The organism is Paracoccus sp. (in: a-proteobacteria) (assembly GCF_047973135.1).
Classification (GTDB): domain Bacteria; phylum Pseudomonadota; class Alphaproteobacteria; order Rhodobacterales; family Rhodobacteraceae; genus Paracoccus.
This window is the reverse complement of sequence record NZ_JBKEBL010000045.1, coordinates 1-19605: the sequence shown is the minus strand read 5'-3', so window position 1 is coordinate 19605 and position 19605 is coordinate 1. Positions and strand designations below refer to the sequence as shown.

Below are 19605 nucleotides of genomic sequence, written 5' to 3'. Positions count from 1 at the left end.
ATCCTCCGGGATATGAAAAACGGTTTCGGGACCGGCGGGCCGGGTCAGGCCGCCGGCTGACGGACCCGGATTTCGGGCATGGCATTAATCAGAGTCCGGGCATATTCGCTTTGCGGTGCGTCAAAGATGGTGTTGGTATCGCCCTCTTCGACCATTTCGCCGCGATAGATCAGCGCCACGCGGCTGCACAGATAGCGGACCACCGCAAGATCGTGGCTGATGAAGAAATAGGTCAGCCCCAGCCGGTCCTGCAATTCGCACAAAAGGTTCAGCACCTGCGCCTGCACGCTGACATCCAGCGCCGAGGTCGGTTCGTCCAGCAACAGGAAATCGGGCTTCGATGCCAGCGCCCTGGCAATGCAGATCCGTTGCCTCTGTCCGCCCGAAAACTCGTGCGGATAGCGGGTCAGATGCTGCGCGCCAAGGCCGACCAGCGTCAGCAGTTCCGCCGCCCTGTCGGTACGCTGTCGCCCCGACAGGCCCATGATGTCGTGATGGATCAGCATCGGCTCGGTGATGATGTCGCGCACGGTCATGCGCGGATTCAGCGAGGCATAGGGATCCTGAAACACGATCTGCACGCGGGCACGCAACCGGCGCAGCTCGGACGGGGGCATCCTGCCCAGATCCTGACCGTCGATCAGGATCCGCCCCGAAGTCGGTGTTTCCAGATGCAGGATCGATCGGGTCAGCGTCGTCTTGCCCGAGCCGCTTTCACCGACCAGCCCGAAGCTTTCGCCCTTGTGCACGGTCAGCGAGATGTCCTTCAGGGCATGCACCTCGGCCGTCTTGCCGAACAGCGTGCGCTTTGCGCCATAGATTTTCGAGACATTCTCGATTTGCAGCATGGGTTCAGCCATTTTCAAGCCCCTTGTCCAGATGGATGCAGGCGGCGGAATGTGCCGCGCCAACCGGGATCATGGCGGGCAGCTCTGCCCTGCAGTCGGGTGTCGCCAGCACGCAGCGCGGGGCAAAACGGCAGCCCGGTGGCGGGGCGATCAGGTTCGGGACCGCGCCCCCCAGCCCGTTCAGCGAGCCCCGCACCGAAGTCTTGTTCGGAATCGCCGACATCAGCGCGCGGGTATAGGGATGGGCGGGTCGGCCGATCACGTCATCGACCAGCCCGCATTCGACGATATTGCCCGCATACATCACCGCGACATGGGTACAGGTTTCTGCGACCACGCCCAGATTATGCGTGATCAGGATCACGCCGATATCGAACCTGTCCACGATGTCCTTCATCAGCCGCAGGATTTGCGCCTGAACGCTGACATCCAGCGCGGTCGTGGGTTCGTCCGCGATCAGCAGGTCGGGCCGTCCGATCAGTGCCATGGCGATCAGCACGCGCTGGCGCATCCCGCCGGAAAACTCGTGCGGATAGGCCTCAAGCCGGGCTTCGGCATCGGGGATGCCGACAGCGTCCAGCATCCGGGCGGCCAGCGCCCGCGCCGCCTTTTGACGCGCGCGCCGTCCCGACCCCGCCGGGCAGTCGAGAATCGAGGCATCGCGGCTGGCGGCGGCCAGCGCCACATCGGTCAGTTGCACCCCGATCTTGTACGAGGGGTTCAGGTTGGTGGTCGGATCCTGAAAGATCATGCCGATCTTCTTGCCGCGCAAGGGCTCCATCTCGGATGGCCGCAGCTTCAGGACGTCGCGCCCCTCGAACACGATCTCACCCTTCAGGTAATGCGCGGGCGGCTGCTTCAGAAGCTGCGAGATGGACAGCCCGGTCAGCGATTTGCCGCAGCCGGATTCGCCGACCAGCCCCCAGATCTCGCGGCGGCCGACATCAAGGTTGATGCCGTTCAGCACATGGGCCGCGCCGTCAAAGCTGGTCATGGCCAGATGCAGGTCGCGAATGGACAGAAGCTGTTCGGTCATCTTAACGCCTCGCTTTCGGATCAAGAATGTCGCGCAGGCCGTCGCCCAGCAGGTTAAAGCCGAACACGGCCATGAACATCGCCAGTCCGGGTGCCATCGCTGTCCACCAGTAATCGGGCATGTAGGATCGCGACAGCGACAGCAGCGTGCCCCATTCCGGCGTGGGTGGACGAACCCCGATGCCGATGAATCCCAGTCCCGCCACGGTCAGGATCGCGAAACCCATGTCCAGCGACATCTTGACGATGATCGGCGAGACGGTGTTCGGCAGGATATGGCGGAACAGGATGCGTGCCGGGCTTGCGCCGATGGCGCGGGCGGCGTTGACATAGACCTCTTCGCGCGCCGCCAGGACTTCGCCCCGGACGATGCGCGCATAGCCCGGCCACCAGGACAGCGAAATGGCGATGACCATATTCGCGAAACCCGGCCCAAGCGCTGCGGCGATGGCCATGGCCAGGATCAGGCTGGGGATGGTCATGGTCAGGTCGGTCAGGCGCATCAGGATCTCGTCGATCCAGCCGCCGACAAACCCCGCGACCGCGCCCACCAGCGTACCGATGACCGAGCCGATCAGCACGACGCTGAAACCCGCGATGACCGAAACGCTTGTCCCGGCCATGACCAGCGACATGACGTCCTGGCCCAGTTCGTTCGTCCCGAAAGGATGCGCCCATGACGGCGGCAGAAAGCGGTTGGCAGTATCCACCGCGCCCGCCACCTGATCGGGATAGGGGGCCAGCAGCCCCCCGAACAGGGTAAAGAACAGCACCACGGCCACGATGGCCGCCCCCGCCATGGACAACCTGCTTTGCCGGAAGCGGAAAAAGGCGCGGCGCCAGCGGTCGTCCCTGTGTTCGGTTTCGGTGCCGGTTTCCTGCGGAATTGTCTGATCGCTTGCGGTCATGAGTAACGCACCTTCGGGTTGATGACCCCGTAGAGCAGGTCGATGACAAGATTGGCCAGCACGAACAGCAGCCCGATTACCAGCGCGACGGCGATGACCGGCATCATGTCCTGCGAGATGATGGCCTTGGTGGCGTAAAGGCCCAGTCCCGGCCAGTCGAAGACGGTTTCCACCAGCACGGTGCCGCCCAGAAGCCAGCCGAAATACAGCCCGATCACCGTCAGCGTGGCCGAGATGGCGTTGCGGGCGATGTATTTGCGGACGATCTTGCCTTGCGGCAGGCCAAGGGCGCGGGCCGTGGTGACGTAATCCATGCTCATCACCTCGATGGACGATGCGCGCATCATCCGCATGATCGTGGCCAGCGGCGACAGCGACATGGCGATGGCGGGCATGGCCAGATGTTTCAGGGCCAGCCAGAAGGTCTCGAAATCGCCGACAATCAGGGAATCGATTGTGTAAAAGCCGGTCACGGTCGGCGGGGGAAAGGCGATGATCGGCAGACGCCCGCCCAAGGGCAGCCACATCAGCCACATCGCGAAACAAAGCTGCAACAGCAGCCCCAGAAAAAAGCGCGGCATCGAAATCGAGCCGATGGCAAAGATCTGTGACAGATAATCGGGCCAGCGGTTGCGCCAGATCGCGGTGATCAGGCCAAGGGGGATCCCGATCACGATGGCAAGGAACATGGCGGCAAAGACCAGTTCCAGCGTGGCGGGCAGATAGGCCGCGATGTCCAGCGCGACGGGCCGCCGGGTCAGCAGCGAGGTGCCCATGTCGCCATGCAGCAGCCCCCCGACATAGCTGAAATATTGCGTCCAGACGGGTTGATCCAGTCCGAATTCGGCGGCAAGCGCCGCGATTTCGGCCTGGGTGGCGTTCGGCCCTGCGGCAAGGCCGACCGGATCGCCGGGCAGCAGCCGCGCGATGGCGAACATGATGATCGTCAGACCGATGACGACGGGGATCAGCAGAAGGATCCGCCGCATGATGAAATACAGCATCGAAAGCGCCTTTCCTGAAGGTTAGGCCGGGGGGGCACCGATCGCGCCCCCCCCCGCCCGGCCGGGCCTAGCCAAGCGACAGCGGCCAGCCTTCGATGGCGTTCGACGCGACAGGGGTGAAGTGGAAATCCTTCACCTGATCGCGCAGCCCCAGACGGCGCTTTTCCAGCACGCCAAAGATGTCGGGGGCATCCTCGACCACGACCTTCTGGAAATTCCTGTAAATCTCGACGCGTTTCGCCGGATCAATCTCGGCGCGGCCCGCCTCGATCAGGGCATCGACCTCGGGGTTGCTGTAGACCGCGTTCTGCCAGCCGCCATTGCGCGAGGAATGATAGGCGGCAAAGGCGATGTTGTCGGGATCGCCGTAATTGGCGGTCTGGTAGACCGGGAACAGGTCGGGGAAGGTCTCGGGCGAGCGGCAGGCCGCGACCATGTCGGGCCATGTCATCGCCTGGATGTCCAGCCCGATATTCAGCGCCTTCAGGCTGTCCAGCATGATCAGCGCCCAACGCCGCTGCTGTTCCAGCGCCGAGACATGCACCATCTTCAGCGTGAACCCGCCCTCGGGATCGGCGGTCTTGGCCAGATATTCCCGCGCCTTGTCCAGATCCGTCCGGTACACCTGCAAATCGGGATCAAAGCCCAGAATACCGGTCGGCAGCGGCCCCTGCATCAGGTCGGAATAGCCCGCCGCCTCCAGAATGGCCTGGTAATTGGTCGCATAAGACAATGCCTTGCGCAGGTTGATGTCAGTCAGGCGTCCATTGGCGGTATTCATCTTCATGGTGAAGGTGCGGTATTCGGGTTCGATCACCCGCAACACGCCCGGCGCATCGGCCAGCCCGTCCATGTCCTCAGAGGTCAGATCCACCGCGATATGGCACTCGCCCCGTTGCAGCATCAGCCTCTGGGTGGCGGTCTCGCGGGTGATCTGCCAGATCACGCCGTCCAGATTGCCGCCGCCCGACTGCCATGCCTCGGGCGCGCGGGCCAGCTGGTACAGCGTGCCGACCTGAAAACGCCCCACGGTGAAAGGCCCCGATGCGGCGGTGTTGGTCATCAGCCAGCCCTCGCCGTCATCACTGCCCAGATTGGCCTCGACCACGGCCTTTTCGACGACGAAGATCCATGGCAGCACCTGAAGGAAGGCTGCGAAGGGCACGGCCAGATCCATACGCACCGTGCCCGGATCCTCGGCCACGACACCGCCCGAGACGACGATGTCGCGGATCATCCAGCTATTGCCCTTGGCCAGCCGCAGCGCGCGTTCAAAGGAATAGACCACGTCATCGGCCGTCACCGGATTGCCCGAATGGAACTTCGCCGCCGGGTTCAGCTTGAAGGTATAGGTCTTGCCATCCTCGCTGACCTGCCAGCTTTCGGCAATGGCGGGAACCGGCTCGGGCGGATTTCCGGCGCTGCGCACCAAGGGGTCATAAATATTGCGCAAAAAGAAACTGGCCGAATAGCCGGTCGCGGTATGGGGGTCGAAATTGGGGATGTCCTGACCCGAGGTGATGATCAGGATATTGCGCCCCTGCTGGGCGAAAATCTGCGAAGGCAGCACAGCCGAGGCCAACCCCGCCCCCGCCATCGCCATCAAGCCGCGCCGCGAGATGTTCAGGGATTTCGAAATGGTCATGGTCGTCTCCTTGTTGGTTTGTCTTGTCTGGTCTTGTAAAAACCCCGCGGCAGGTCGTCCTGCCGCGGGGTGGAAAGTCATGTCAGGGCGTCCTCTTTGGCATCCGCGCCATGTCCCTTGCCATAATGGCTTTGCGCATGTTCGGGCGTGACGAACCCAAGCGCAAGGTCGCGGGCAATGGCAGCCTGATCGCGCTGACCCGGATCGCCAAAGCCCGATCCGCCCGCCAGCACCAGCTCGACAATCTGATCGGTGCGTTCAACCGTGATCAGCCCGCCCGTGCCGCAATCATGGGTCAGCTTGCCAGCCGGATCGCGCAGCATCCCGCGCGCCTCGCCACCGGGCTGGCCACCAAAGAGGCCGGGGATCGGGTTGTCAACGCCCTCGGGATACAGCGCCACCAGCATGCCAAGCCCATCCTCATCGCGTTTGCGGAAACGCACGATCTGGCCCAAACCGCCGCGATGCGCGCCAACCCCGCCCGTATCGGCAAGGAAGGCTTTCTCCAGCACCAGAACCGGCACCCGGCTTTCCAGCAGCTCAATCGAGGTATTGGCCGCAGAGGTCGGCCACAGCAGCGAGGAATGCCCGTCCTTGCGCTCTGATCCGCCTTGCCCGCCGCCGCAGAACAGCATGTCTGAATAGAACTCGCCATCCGTGCCCTTGCCATACATATAGGCCGCAACCGCCAGGCCGCTGAAGCTTTGCACCATATCAGGCGCGGCTTTCGACAGCGCCATGAAGATATTGGGGGCCAGATACCAGCCTGTCCGCGTGCGCAGGTTCACCGCTGCCGGATAGGTCGGATTCAGGATCGAACCTTCCGGCGCCGTGACCGTAAAGGGCCGGTAGCAGCCCGCATTGCCGCGCACCGAAGGCGTCAGCATGCATTTGAGCGGATAGGTCGCATGGGCCGCCGTGTAGTTCATCGTGGCATTCAGCCCGCCTTGGGCAAGCTGCGGCGGCGCGCCGTCAAAATCGACGGTGATCGCGTCGCCTTTGACCTGCACCAGCACCGGATATTCGATCTTCTCGCCAAGCGGGTTATTGGTCATGGTCGAGCGGTAATCGCCATCCGGGATCGCCCGGATCGCCTCGCGCATGGCCCTTTCAGACAGGCACTGCACCACCTCGGCCAATGCGCTGATATCATGCATGCCATAGTCGCGCATGAAGGCTTCCAGCCGCTCGGCGCCATGCTCGTTCGCCGCCACGAACGAGAAGATATCCCCCAGCACCTGCTCGCCATTGCGGACATTCTTGCCGATCAGATCGATCAGCGTCTGGTTCGGCTGGCCCGCATCGAACAGCTTCATCGGCGGGATCTGGATGCCCTCTTCGTAAATCTCGCGGGCGCGCAGCGAATCCTTGGTGCCGCCAATATCCGAGACATGCCCGACCGTGCCCATCAACCCGACCAGCCGACCCTCGCGGAAGGCGGGGGTCACGATGGCAATGTCGAACAGATGGCCCGCGCACAGCCACGGATCGTTGGTGATCAGCACATCGCCGGGCTTCAGCGTCTCGGCTGGATAGGCCGCCAGCAGCGCCTTGACCGCGCGCGGCAGCGTCAGGTTAAAGACCGGCATGGCGCGCGGGCTGTGGGCCAGCGTCTCGCCATCCTTGTCCAGCAGCTCGCAGGCGAAATCCTGCGATTCCGCGATGACCAGCGAAAAGGCCGTGCGGCACACGGTCAGCCACATTTCCTCGACCACATTGACCAGCCGCGACCACATGATCTCCAGTCCGATGGGATCGGCCTCGATGCGCGCGACGGCCTCGGCCCGCGACATTCCGGGCGTGACCAGCGCCTCGGCGGGGTTGATCGCGCCAAGGCTGACGCAGAGGTTCAGCCCCTCGTCGATGCGCACCCGGTCCGAAGGCCCGATCACCGTGGTCGCTTCGCGTTCCTCGATAATGGCGGGGCCGGTGATCTCGTCGTCCGCTTGCAGCGCGTAACGGTCATAGACCGGGGTTTCGAAATCGCCCTCGTCGAACCAGCAGCGCCGCGTGCCCTTGACGCGCGAGGCCGCGTCGCCACCGCCAGCAGCGCCTTTCAGTGCCGGTTTCGGGGTCTGCCCGGCAACACGGACACGGAAATTCACCGCCTCGAACCGCGCGCCGGCAAAGGGTTCGGCATAGCGGGCCGAATAGGCGCGGACAAAGGCGTCGCGGATCGCCGGCAGATCGGCCTCGGACAGATCGGCATCGGGCAGCACCACCGAGATGTCATGCATCTGCCCGACCAGCCGCATATCCGCCGTACGTTCGACAATCGCCTGATCGCGGGTGATCCCGGCGCTGTTCAGGTGGCGCAGACCGTCCTCTTCCAGCTCGCGCAGGATCACGTTCACCCCCGCCGCGTCAAAGCCCGAAGCGATCTCGACCCGTTTCGAGCGGACATCCTCGAATGACAGCGGCGCGGCAAGAAAACCCAGTGCCGAAGCCGCGCCGGATGCGGGCGGAATCAGTACCGTGCCCACGCCCATCACGCGGGCCACATCGGCCGCATGGGCGGGACCAGCCCCGCCAAAGCCCACCATCGCGTAATCGCGCGGATCCTTGCCGCGTTCGACCAGATGGACCCGCGCGGCCGAGGCCATGCTTTCGACCACGACCTTGTGGATCCCAAGCGCGGCCTGTTCCACACTCAGCCCCAGGGGGTCGGCCACGCGGGCCATGGCCTTGCGCGCGGCATCCAGATCCAGCGTCATCCGCCCGCCAAGGAAAAAGCCGGGGTCATAGTAACCCAGCACCAGATTGGCATCCGTCACCGTCGGTTCCAGCCCGCCAAGGCCATAGCAGGCCGGGCCGGGATCGGAACTGGCCGAATGCGGCCCGACCTTCAGCAGCCCCACCTCGTCGATGGCCGCGATGGAACCGCCGCCCGCGCCGATCTCGATCATTTCGATCACCGGGGCCTTGACCGGCAGGCCCGAGCCTCTGGTGAACCGGTGTACCCGCGCCGCCTCCATCATCGGGGCAACCTCGGCGCGGCCATTCTCGATCATGCAGGCCTTGGCGGTGGTGCCGCCCATGTCGAAGGAAATCACATCCTTCAGCCCGACCTTTTCGGCAAACAGCGCGGTGGCCAGCCCGCCCCCCGCAGGCCCGCTTTCCAGCAGCCGGATCGGGAAATCCTGTGCGGTTTGCAGCGATACAAGGCCCCCCGCCGAATGCATCAGCCGCAAGGGGCCGGTGAACCCCTTGCCGGTCAGCGCGCCTTGCAGCTTTTGCAGGTAACGCTGCATCAGCGGCTGTACGAAAGCATTGGCGCAGGTCGTCACCGCGCGCTGATATTCGCCCATCTCGCCCACCACATCCGAGGAAACCGAGACGGCAAGCTCCGGGAAAGCCCCGCGCAGGATTTCCGCGGCGCGGCGTTCATGGGCGGGATTGGCATAGGAATTCAGGAACATGACGGCCACCGCCTCGCAGCCCGCCGCAACCAGTTCCTCGCCCGCGCGGCGTACGGCATCCTCGTCCAGCGGGGTGACGACCTCGCCTGCCGCAGTGACACGTTCCCCGACCTCCAGCCGCAGGTCGCGGCTGACAATCGGATCCGGATAGGTGACATACAGGTCATAGATGTCGTAGCGCTGTTCCGTCCCCATTTCCAGAATATCGCGAAAGCCGCGTGTGGTGATCAGCCCGACCGGGGCGCCCTTGCGCTCGATCACGGCATTCGTCACCAGCGTCGTGCCATGCACGATCTCGGCCAGATCCGCATGGGCGACGCCGCGCATCGCCAACAGCTCGTCCAGTCCCTTCAGCGCCGCCTCGGACGGGTCGTGTGGCGTGGTCAGCCGCTTGTGCAATGTGACCGAGGCATTCTGCCCGTCATAAAGAACAAAGTCGGTGAATGTGCCGCCAATGTCGAAACCAACCCGCCAGCGGGTCAAAGCTGTACTCATTCTGATCGTCCTTCCTGGTCGATATTCGGAGCGACGAAACCTGCGTCCTCCAATTCGTTTGCAATCCGTGCCGCTGCCCCGGCCAGCGCGGCCAACATTTCATGACGTTCCGCAGGTGTGTCGATGGCGTGCGGATAGACGATACACAGGCTGACCATTTCATCCGTGGCAGGATCGCCGACCGCAATGGCCAGCGTATCAACGCCCGGTATCGATTCATCGCTTGAATAGGCGAAACCCTCGGCCCGCGTCTGCGCCACCCGCGCCAACAACCGTTCCAGCCCCGGATCGTTCGGGTAAAGGGCCCGGATCTCGGCATCGGGCCTGCGCGCCAGCAGCGTGCGCCCGGTCGAGGTGGTCGCGGCGGGAAGGCGGCGGCCGATCATGCTGACCACGCGCAGGGGATTGCTGCCCTCGAAATCGGCGACCGCCGTGACCTCGCGCCCCTCCAGTACCGAGATATAGCAGGTATGCCCGAACCTGTGGTTCACCTGCGCAATCGCGACCGAGCAGCGCCCGATCAAATCGGACGAGCGCCGGAACGCTGCAGGCAGGTCCAGCATCATCCGCCCCGGCCGGTGACGGCGACTGCCGCCGATAGCCTCAAGCATTCCTGCCTCGCGCATCGCCTTCAGCAGGCGCGAAGCATTGGCCTTGGGCATGGACAGCCGCGTCGCGACCTCTGTCACCGTCAGATCCGTGCAGCCGGCACCGAACAGACGCAGTACTTCCCCGGCTTTGTGAAGAACGGACATAAATGTTCCATTTTATGGATAATGGGTTACTAAAAATGAAATATGAGGGGCAATATCCGATTCGATCAACAAGATTCTTTCGCAAGGCAGGATTTTTGGTTCATCTGCGGATCACGGCATGGCCGGAACGAAAAAAGGGGCAGCGAATGGCTGCCCCATGATCAGGTTTCCGCCTCTGCCGTCCGGTCGGTTCCGGGGGAACGAAAGGTGCAGAAGGAGTGGTGGCTTACGACGCCTTCTGCAGGCGGTCGGTGGTGGCCAGCCAGAGGCGCAACTCTTTGTTCACCTGATCGGCGGCGGTCATGTTGACCATGTGCCGGTGCCCCGGCAGGATCACCGCGCGCCCCAGCGGAGCCGCCTCGGCCATTGCCTCTGACATGGCCGGGGTCGAGTTTTGGTCATCCCCGCCGGTCAGCGCCAGCAGCGGACAGGAGATCGTGGCGAGCCGGTCGGCATAGATCGCATCGCCATTGGCGAAGGCGGCATAGGCCGTGGCATATCCGGCCGGATCCATCGCGCCAAGCCAGGATGCCACATGGACCCGCGCGGCGTGGTCGGCATCGCTGTCACCGAACCAGCGTTTCAGCGACGAAACGGTGTTCTGCGCGTTGCTCCGGATAGCGGCGGCGCGGGCCAGAACCGAGGCGCGCATCGGCGCATCGCGGCAATGGACGCCGTTCAGCAAAGCAATGCGCGACACCATGCCCGGATGGCTGGCCCCGAACCCTGCCGCAATCAGCGCGCCCAACGAATGCCCGACCAGACTGACCCTGTTCAGCCCAAGCCCGGCCAGCGCGCGATGCAGCCAGTGCACGAACTCCGCAAGGCCGCTATCCGGAGGCAGAGGGCTGCTGCCGCCATGTCCCGGCAGGTCCAGCGCAAGCGCGTGATGCGACCGCGACAACGCCTCGATCTGGGGGCGCCACATGGCGGATTGCGTCCCGACGCCATGCAGCAGCACGACCGGATCGCCTTGCCCCGCCTCGCGCCCGGATACGGTCAGCTCGCGTTCGCACAGCATCAGGGTTCTAAATCTCATGGCCCGGTTCCTTCAAATCCTGACAGCGACTGCGGTTCATTTGTCCGGTCAGCCGCTCAGAGTCGGATGATCTTCGCCATGCAAAAAGGAACTTTATGGAATTCGGGCGGCAACAGTCGCGTTGCCTTGAAACGATTCGTCATTCTATAGATAAATTGGTATACTGTAATACAAGCCCGCGATCAATCTCGCCGCTCTGTCGCCACCGGGAAACGCTTCGGGATCGCGGATGGAACTGGGTGACGGCGTTGATCCGGGAATTGTCCTTCCGGGCGACCGTCTTGTACTGACCCTCGGGTTGATGCCGTTTCCCGCAGGCTTGGCCTTCAGCCTTCTGAACGGCATTCACAGCGGTCCAATGATCATCGTCAGACATCCTTGGCCCTTTGCGACCCAGATGACAGGCGCGACAGGGGGTCTGCGACCGCCCGGCGGCGCGACGCGCCTTGCTTCCGGGCCGGTTCTGCCGGGCAGACCGAGACGAGCGGCTGTTTTGCCGCGATGCCGGAACGGGTTGAACAGCCTTTGCAAATCTTGCCAAGTTGCGTCATGAAGTTTCGCATTGGCAAGCCGAGGTCACAGATGAAGCCCGAATGGATCGCTATCCTGTTAGTTACTGCGCTGACCGCATGCGGTGTCGATGGTCCGCCGATCCGGCCCGCGGCAGAGCAGTCGCAGACCGGCGTAACCGTGTCCGGATATGCCCGCACTGGCGTCCTGAAGGAGTAGCGGGTGGATCACTTCAACTATCGCGACGGCAGCCTCTGCGCCGAGGATGTGCCGCTGTCGCGGATCGCGGCGGCGGTGGGAACGCCGGTCTATGTCTATTCCACAGCCACGTTGACCCGGCATTTCGGGCTGTTCCGGCAGGCGCTGGACTGGACCGATCATCTGGTCTGTTTCGCCGTCAAGGCCAATTCCAATCTGGCCGTGCTGAAGCTGATGGGGGATCTGGGCGCGGGGATGGATGTCGTTTCGGGCGGTGAATATGCACGGGCGCGGGCGGCGGGCGTGCCGGGTGAGAGGATCGTGTTTTCCGGCGTCGGCAAGACCCTGACCGAGATGCGGCAGGCGATCGAGGGCGGGATCCGGCAGTTCAATATCGAGAGCGAACCCGAGATGCGGGCGCTGTCGGCGCTGGCCGCAAGCATGGGGGTCAGGGTGCCGGTGGCGATCCGGGTGAACCCGGATGTGGATGCCAAAACCCATGAAAAGATCGCGACCGGCAAGTCCGAGAACAAGTTCGGCATCCCCATCGCGAAAGCGCGGGCGGTCTATGCCGAGGCGGCGGCATTGCCGGGGCTTCTGGTCGTGGGGGTCGATGTGCATATTGGCAGCCAGTTGACCGAGCTTGACCCGTTTCGCGCGGCCTATGGCAAAGTGGCCGATCTGACCCGCGCGTTGCGGGCCGATGGCCATGCGATCACCCGGCTGGATCTGGGCGGCGGCCTGGGCATTCCCTATCGCCGCGACAATAACGCGCCGCCCCTGCCCATCGAATACGGAGCCGTGATCCGCGAGACGGTCGGCGATCTGGGCTGCGAGATCGAGATCGAACCGGGCCGCAACATCGTCGGCAATGCGGGCGTGCTGCTGGCCTCGGTCATCTATCTGAAAGAGGGCGAGGGCCGCGATTTTCTGATCGTGGACGCGGCGATGAACGATCTGCTGCGCCCGGCCATGTACGGCGCGCATCACGACATCGTGCCGGTCAGCGAACCGGGCGTCGGCGCGGATGTCCGGCCCTTCGACGTGGTGGGGCCGGTCTGCGAATCGGGGGACACTTTCCAGAAGGGCACCGATCTGCCCCGGCTGGCCCCGGACGACCTGATCGCCTTCCGTTCTGCCGGGGCTTATGGTGCCGTGATGGCCTCGGAATACAATTCCCGGCCTCTGGTGCCCGAGGTTCTGGTCCGTGGCGATCAATTCGCCGTCATAAGGGCAAGGCCGACATTTGAAGAAATGCTGTCACGGGATAGCATCCCGGAATGGCTTTGAGACGAAACGACGGGAGATTCGCTGCGGAAGGCCGGGTTGCCCGCGCCCTGCGCCTGACCCGCTGGGGCATGATCTGGGAACGCGGCGTGGGGGCTTTCTGGCCGCTGGCCGCGCTGCTGGCCTGTCTTTTCGCGGGTTTCGCACTTGGAGGAGTGGCGGCGGTTCCGGCCCCGGCCTTGCCGTGGCTGGCCGGCGTGGCGTTGATCCTGTTGCTGGCGGTCGCGATCCGGGGCGGGCTGCGTTATCGCCGCGTCCGCGAGGATGAGGTGATCGAACGTCTGGACCGCACGCTGCCAGGCCGTCCTCTCTCTGCCCTCGGAGACCGCGTGGCGATGGGTGGGGAAGGGGCCCTCTGGCAGGCCCATCAGGCGCAGATGCGGATGCGGGCCGAGGGCGCGCGTGCCGTTTCCCCCGATGCCGGACTGGCGCGGCGCGATCCCTTTGCCCTGCGGCTGGTGTCGCTGGTCGCGCTGGCCATGGCGCTGATTTTTGGCGGGGCCGCGCAACTGGGTCAGGGGATCGAGGCGATTGCCGCAACGGTCTCGCGACCGCTTCAGCCCGATGTGCCGACCGGTCCGACATGGGAGGGCTGGGCCGAGCCGCCCGCCTATACCCGCCGCCCGACCATCTATCTGAACGCCCTGGCCGATGGCGCGCCGCTGGAACTGCCCGAGGGCAGTCATGTCAGTTTTCGCCTCTATGACGAGGGGACGACGCTGACGCAGGATATTGGCCCGGCCGATGGCGACGACACCCGCGCGCCGGGTTTCCGCGCCGAGAAATCCGGCGTGATCGAGGTTTCGGGGCGCCGGTTCGACGTCACGGTCCTGCCCGACAACCCGCCCTCGATCCGCGCTGGCGCGGCTGCGACCCGGCGGGCCGACGGGCGCATGGTCCAGCCTTTCGAGGCCGAGGATGATAACGGCGTTGACGCCGCGCAGGCCCGGATCGAACTGGATCTGCCATCTGTGCAGCGCATCTTCGGGCTGGCCATCGACCCGGAACCGCGCGAGGCGCTGGCGCTGCAACTGCCCCTGCCACGCAGCGGCAGCCGCCGCGAGGTCAGCGGGCAACTGGTCGAGGATCTGGCCCGCCACCCCTGGGCCAACCTGCCCGTCTCGCTGACATTGCGGGCCACCGATGGCATCGGGCAGGTGGGCGAGGCGCAGCCCATGCAGGCGGTGCTGCCGGGGCGGCGCTTTTTCAACCCGCTGGCCTCGGCCCTGATCGAGATCAGGCGCGACCTGCTGTGGTCGCGCGAAAATGCCGGGCGCAGCGCAGAGATTCTGCGCGCGGTGACATGGCAGCCGCAAGGGTTTGTCGAACAGCCCCTCTATGATGACCTGCGCGGTGCGGTACAAATTCTGGAAACCGGTCCGCTGACAGAGGAGGCGCGCGACAAGCTGGCAGAGGCGCTGTGGCAGGCGGCCATCAAGCTTGAGGATGGCGGGCTGGCCGATGCGCTGGAACGGATGAAGCAGGCGCAGGAAAAGCTGTCCGAGGCGATCCGTAACGGAGCCAGCAAGGATGAAATCCAGCGCCTGATGGATGAACTGAAGGCAGCCAAGGATGCCTATCTTCAGATGCTGGCCGAACAGGGCCAGCGCGATCCCGCCGACCGCTTTGCCAAGAACCAGCAGGGGCAACGGATAACCGGCGACCAGATTCAGCAGATGATGGATGAAATCCAGCGGCTGATGAACGAGGGGCGGATGGCCGAAGCCCAGCAATTGCTGGAACAATTCAATCGCATGATGCAGAATTTGCAGGTCACGCAAAGTCAGGGCGGCGAAGGTGGCGAGGGCGGCGAGGGGGATTCGGCCATGAACCGCCTGGCCGAGACGCTGCGCGAACAGCAACGCCTGTCCGATGACGGCTTTCGCGGGATGCAGGAACAGTTCGGTCAGGGTCAGCAGGGCGAGGGCCAATCCGGCCAGCAGGGGCAAGGCTCTGGCCAAAGCCCCGGCGATCTGGCGCAGCGGCAGCGCGATCTGCGTGAACAACTGGGCCAACAGCGTGGATTGCTGCCGGGGCAGGGCTCGGAACAGGGCGACCGTGCGGGGCAAAGTCTGGACGATGCCGGTCGTGCGATGGAGGATGCCGAACAGGCCCTGCGCGATGGCGACATGGGTGAGGCGCTGCAACGACAGGCCGATGCCATCCAGTCCATGCGCGAGGGGATGCGCGCTCTGGGCGAGATGCTGGGCGATCAGCAGCAGCGTCAGGCGCAGGATGGCAATGGCCAGCAGGGCCAGCCCGGCCAGCCGGGCGACGGCATGCAGGGCGAAGGCAACGGCGCGCCCTTCGGTCAAAGGCAGGCGCTGGATCCTTTGGGACGCAGCCTTGCTGATGGCAGGGGCGGTCCCGGCGGCGATATGGATCCCCGCTTTCAGGGCATGGACCCGATGGCACGGGCGCGCGATCTTCTGGATGAAATCCGCCGCCGCAGCAGTCAGGCCGAACGTTCAACGGATGAACGCGACTATCTGGGGCGGCTGCTGGAACGGTTCTGATACCAACGGCCCTGACAATGGCCGTTCCCGAAGGCCCGGTCTTGCGGCGGCGGCGGCCTGTCCGGGACCGGCCTCCGGGCCGGGTCATCGCAGGCATGATCCGCCTTGTCCGCGCATCCGGTCTTTGGGAACCGTCATTCGCCAGGGGTGCCGCTATGACCCGTGACGCGCGCCAGCCACGACCTGCCCGCATCGACCTGCTGACGATATTGCATCAGCCCATCGCCCACCGGGCCGGTCCCTGCCAGTCCGGGCGCAAGCAGATACAGCACCAGCGCCAGCGCCGCGACCATCGCCGCCACGCCGAATCCCATGCCATAGCCCGGCGGCTGCGACTGCGGGCGTTCTTCGGCCTCATGAGGGGGGACCGGCGTCGGGACAGGTACGGATATGGGCGCGTCGGGCGGGCGGGCGGTCAGCACGGGCGGCGGCTGATCCGGTTCATTCTGCTGCGGTGCGACGGGTTCGACCGTATCCGGCCGGGCCGGGTCATCGGCAAGGGGGGGCCGGCCCGGCTCTTGCCCGGTCAGCGTGGTTGCGGGCCAGTCCGGATCCTCGTCGGGGGGCAGGGGGGCCGTGACGTCATTTTCTGCGGCACGTGCGCGGCGTTCATGTTCGACCTCGTCGCGCAGGATGCGCAGCACGTTATCCGGCAGGCGGCGGCTGATCTGCGCGGCGTCGTCCGCGGGCTCGTCCGGATATTCCTGTTCATCCCCGGCTTCGGTGGGCGAAACCTGGGGTTTCGCGGGCGGCTGGGGCGAGGGCGGCAGATAGGGCAGGGGGCGCGTTGCCCACCAGACCTTGCCACAGGCTGTACATTCGACCTCGCGTCCAGAGGACGGGATTGCATTATCCGGCAGACGGTACTGGGTTCCGCACTCCGGACAGATCAGTCGTAATTCGGCCATACCGCCCCCTCGCATTCGTCGTGGCACTGTTCTATCAAGCGCGGGTCCGGCTTCCAAGCGGCAGCCGCGCCAATTGATGATGTGGGAGAGCGCGCTTGATCGAGATGCAGGATGTCAGCTTCGGCTATCACGTCGGATCTGAACTTTTGTCAGGCATGACACTAAGCCTGCAACCGGGAATGTTCCATTTTCTGACCGGGCCGTCGGGCGCGGGCAAAACCACCTTTCTGCGGCTGTGTTATGCCGATCTGTTGCCCAGCGCAGGGCAGATTCGCGTCTTTGGCGAGGATATGCGCGACCTTGGCCGCGACGATATCGCCATGCTGCGCCGCCGGATCGGGGTTGTGCATCAGGACACGCAGTTTCTGGATCATCTGCCGGTGGCCGAGAACGTGGCCCTGCCGCTAAGCGTATCAGGACAACCGGTCGAGGTGGCGGCAATGCGCGACCTGCTGGGCTGGGTACAGCTTGCCCCACAGGCGCGTGCCCTGCCGCCCGCCCTGTCTGGGGGCGAAAGGCAAAGGGCGGCACTGGCCCGCGCGGTGATCCTGTCGCCGGACATCGTGCTGGCCGACGAGCCGACCGGAAATCTGGACTGGGAGATGTCGATGCGACTGATGACGCTGCTGATCGAGCTGAACAAATCGGGCAAGACGGTGCTGGTCGCCACTCATGACATGAATCTGATTCGGGCCGCCAAGGCACAGGTTCCGGCGCGGGTGCTGCGGATCGCGGGCGGGCGTCTGCATCTGGCGGGGGCGGATCTGTGAGACGTGGCGATTTTCGATCCCTGGACCTCATGGCCTTTTGGCAGGGCATGATCCGGCGTGACGGCGGCGCTGGCGACCGGATCGTGCCGCCCACGGGCTTTACCGCGCAACTGACGTTGTTTTCCGCCGGAGCAATGGCGATTCTGGCGGTATTCGCGCTGGCACTGGCGTTGGCGACGGGTCGGCTGGCAGAGCGCTGGTCCTCGGAACTGGCGCAATCGGTGACGATACGGGTCAGTGCCCCGGCGGATGAACAGCAGGCGCGGACCCAGACGGTCATGCAAATCCTGCAAACCACGCCGGGCGCGGGCCAGCCCCGGCTGCTGTCCGATGACGAAGTGGCCGGCCTTCTGGCACCATGGTTCGGCCCCGACATGCCGGTGGATGCGCTGCCGGTGCCCGCGCTGATCGAACTGCCCGTAGCAGGGGCGGATTTCGACCCGGCGGGTCTGGGCCTGCGCCTTGAGGCCGAGGCCCCCGGTGCGATCCTTGACGATCATACGCAATGGCGGCGCCCGCTGGTATCGGCGGCGGGCAGGCTCAGGCTGCTTGGGGTGGCTTCGCTGCTGCTGATCATGGCGGCCTCGGCGGCGATGATCACGCTGGCGGCCAAGGCGGCGATGGCCGCGAACGGGCAGGTGATCCGCGTCCTGCGGCTGATCGGCGCGCGCGACATTACCATCGCCACGGCCTTTGTCCGCCGCTTCACGCAGCGCGCTGCACTTGGTGCTGCGGGGGGGACGTTGCTGGGCATGGCGGCGGTCGCATTGCTGCCCGACATGGCACCGGCGGGGGGCTTTCTGACCGGGCTGGGGTTTCAGGGCTGGGGCTGGTTTCTGCCGCTGATGATTCCGGTCGTCGCGGCAGGTGTTGGGTTCTTTGCGACACGATGGGCGGCGCTGAAGATGCTGGGGGCGGTCCGATGACCCCGGCGCGGTTCTCGCCCCGTCCTGGCAAGCTGGGGCGGTGGCAATATGTTCAGAACGCTCTATATTACATGCATGTCGGCGTGTTGACCATCCTGATCGGACTGTGCGGGATGGTGGTCGTGCTGCGTCATGGCCGCGATGGTGCAAACCGGATTGCGACGCGCTGGATCGGCTATATGCTGTGGGCCGCGCGGCTGCATCTGGGCGTGACATGCGAAGTGCGGGGCACGCCCCCCGAAACAGATTGCATTATCGCCTCCAAGCATCAGTGTTTCCTTGACATTCTGGCGATTGCCCATGCGTTGCCAGAACGCAATTTCATTATGAAGCGCGAGGTGCTGCGCGTTCCCGTCCTTGGCTGGTACGCCAGACAGATCGGTTGTGTTCCCATCGACCGCGCCCGTGGCGGCGATGCGATGCGCGCCATTTTGCAATCCATCTCGCGGCGGCTGGCGGGCGAGGGTCTGGGACAGTTGATCATCTATCCCGAGGGCACCCGCACCCGCCCCGGCGAAAAGCGTCCCTACAAGCATGGCGTCGCCACGATCCGCGGCGCGACCGGCCTGCCGGTCGTTCCCGTGGCGATCAACACCGGCCTGTTCTGGCCGCGCAAGGGCTGGGGCGTGCGTCCCGGCCGCGCAGTGATCGAGTTTCTGCCCGCCATCGCCCCGGATGAACCCTCGGCTGGTTTCATGACCCGCCTTGCCACCGTGATCGAGGATGGCTCGGACCGGCTGATGGCCGAAGCGGGGTTTGTGGCGCGAACCGGATAGCATTACAGTTGCGTTTTCTTCAAGCCTCTGAATCACTGGGCTACCATGATGTGGGTGAGGTCATGGATGTCGGGATTGTCTGTCGAGGAAACGCTTGAACTGTGGGCCTCGTCGCTTCGGGAGGTGAAGTCGCGGATGCGGGTGCTGTTCACGCAGGAACGGGTTGCGGCCTCGGCTGGTCAGTTCCTCGATGGCTTGCTGGGCGACGAACGGCGCAAGACCGGATGGATGCGGGCAGAAGCAGCCGGCGACAAGGGTCCCTGGCGGCAACAGGCAATCCTCGGTCGGGTTCCGTGGGATGCGGACGCCTTGCGTGACATTGTCCGCGACTATGCGCTGGAAACGCTGGCCGATCCGGGGGCCGTTCTGGTCATCGACGGTGAGCCGGACAAGCAAATGATCCAGTGAAGCATTTGCCCGGCGAACAGGTTTCTGAAGCAGGGCCATGCGTCTTGCGGGGTGGCACGCCAATACACCGGTTCGGCAGGCAAGATCACCAATTGCCAGATCGGGGTCTTCGCGGCCTATGTCTCGCGTCACGGGCATGCGTTCATCGACCGGGCGCT

General features: G+C 64.7%; 14 protein-coding genes and 1 pseudogene. 6 read left to right on the top strand and 9 right to left on the bottom strand.

The genetic code is table 11. From position 1 onward, the window contains the following. Positions 1–44: 44 nt before the first annotated feature. The 8 genes from ACK5L9_RS04525 to ACK5L9_RS04490 all read right to left on the bottom strand — a co-directional run bounded on the left by ACK5L9_RS04525 (position 45) and on the right by ACK5L9_RS04490 (position 11148). Complete coding sequence (locus tag ACK5L9_RS04525) at positions 45–860, bottom strand: ATP-binding cassette domain-containing protein (RefSeq protein ID WP_416910258.1); 816 nt, start codon at positions 858–860, stop codon at positions 45–47. After that, positions 853–1884 (bottom strand): ABC transporter ATP-binding protein, encoded by a 1032-nt coding sequence (locus ACK5L9_RS04520; RefSeq protein WP_416910257.1) that lies wholly within the window; start codon positions 1882–1884, stop codon positions 853–855. Before ACK5L9_RS04520 ends, ACK5L9_RS04525 begins: the two co-directional genes overlap by 8 nt. Before the next feature lies 1 nt (position 1885). Beyond that, positions 1886–2791: an ABC transporter permease gene (locus ACK5L9_RS04515; protein ID WP_416910256.1), complete on the bottom strand. Its 906-nt coding sequence runs from the start codon at positions 2789–2791 to the stop codon at positions 1886–1888. After that, positions 2788–3795 (bottom strand): ABC transporter permease, encoded by a 1008-nt coding sequence (locus tag ACK5L9_RS04510; protein WP_416910255.1) that lies wholly within the window; start codon positions 3793–3795, stop codon positions 2788–2790. The genes ACK5L9_RS04515 and ACK5L9_RS04510 overlap by 4 nt, the downstream gene beginning before the upstream one ends. A gap of 67 nt (positions 3796–3862) precedes the next feature. Then, on the bottom strand, positions 3863–5440 hold the full coding sequence (locus tag ACK5L9_RS04505; protein ID WP_416910254.1) for an ABC transporter substrate-binding protein: 1578 nt from the start codon (positions 5438–5440) through the stop codon (positions 3863–3865). 77 nt (positions 5441–5517) lie between these two features. After that, entirely contained in the window at positions 5518–9354 is a 3837-nt protein-coding gene (locus tag ACK5L9_RS04500) for a hydantoinase B/oxoprolinase family protein (RefSeq protein WP_416910253.1), read from the bottom strand. After that, positions 9351–10109: an IclR family transcriptional regulator gene (locus tag ACK5L9_RS04495; protein WP_416910252.1), complete on the bottom strand. Its 759-nt coding sequence runs from the start codon at positions 10107–10109 to the stop codon at positions 9351–9353. Before ACK5L9_RS04495 ends, ACK5L9_RS04500 begins: the two co-directional genes overlap by 4 nt. A 226-nt stretch (positions 10110–10335) precedes the next feature. Further along, positions 10336–11148: an alpha/beta fold hydrolase gene (locus tag ACK5L9_RS04490; protein ID WP_416910251.1), complete on the bottom strand. Its 813-nt coding sequence runs from the start codon at positions 11146–11148 to the stop codon at positions 10336–10338. Positions 11149–11880: 732 nt separating this feature from the next. Between ACK5L9_RS04490 and lysA the strand changes: the two genes are divergently transcribed. Together lysA and ACK5L9_RS04480 are read left to right on the top strand one after the other, a co-directional pair. Then, entirely contained in the window at positions 11881–13146 is a 1266-nt protein-coding gene (gene lysA, locus ACK5L9_RS04485; protein ID WP_416910250.1) for a diaminopimelate decarboxylase, read from the top strand. Next, on the top strand, positions 13137–15659 hold the full coding sequence (locus ACK5L9_RS04480; RefSeq protein ID WP_416910249.1) for a DUF4175 domain-containing protein: 2523 nt from the start codon (positions 13137–13139) through the stop codon (positions 15657–15659). The genes lysA and ACK5L9_RS04480 overlap by 10 nt, the downstream gene beginning before the upstream one ends. 134 nt (positions 15660–15793) lie before the next feature. Here ACK5L9_RS04480 and ACK5L9_RS04475 read toward each other — a convergent pair whose 3' ends face one another. Continuing rightward, a complete protein-coding gene (locus ACK5L9_RS04475) occupies positions 15794–16567 on the bottom strand; it encodes a zinc-ribbon domain-containing protein (RefSeq protein ID WP_416910248.1) in 774 nt (257 codons plus the stop codon). A 95-nt stretch (positions 16568–16662) separates the two neighbouring features. Between ACK5L9_RS04475 and ACK5L9_RS04470 the strand changes: the two genes are divergently transcribed. From ACK5L9_RS04470 to ACK5L9_RS04455, 4 genes and pseudogenes are all read left to right on the top strand, one after another. Continuing rightward, a complete protein-coding gene (locus tag ACK5L9_RS04470) occupies positions 16663–17337 on the top strand; it encodes a cell division ATP-binding protein FtsE (RefSeq protein WP_416910247.1) in 675 nt (224 codons plus the stop codon). Positions 17338–17384: 47 nt separating this feature from the next. Then, positions 17385–18263 (top strand): cell division protein FtsX, encoded by an 879-nt coding sequence (locus ACK5L9_RS04465; protein WP_416910246.1) that lies wholly within the window; start codon positions 17385–17387, stop codon positions 18261–18263. Further along, positions 18260–19039: a lysophospholipid acyltransferase family protein gene (locus ACK5L9_RS04460; RefSeq protein WP_416910245.1), complete on the top strand. Its 780-nt coding sequence runs from the start codon at positions 18260–18262 to the stop codon at positions 19037–19039. Before ACK5L9_RS04465 ends, ACK5L9_RS04460 begins: the two co-directional genes overlap by 4 nt. 66 nt (positions 19040–19105) lie before the next feature. Then, positions 19106–19605, top strand: a pseudogene (locus tag ACK5L9_RS04455) (transposase); the annotation flags it as partial.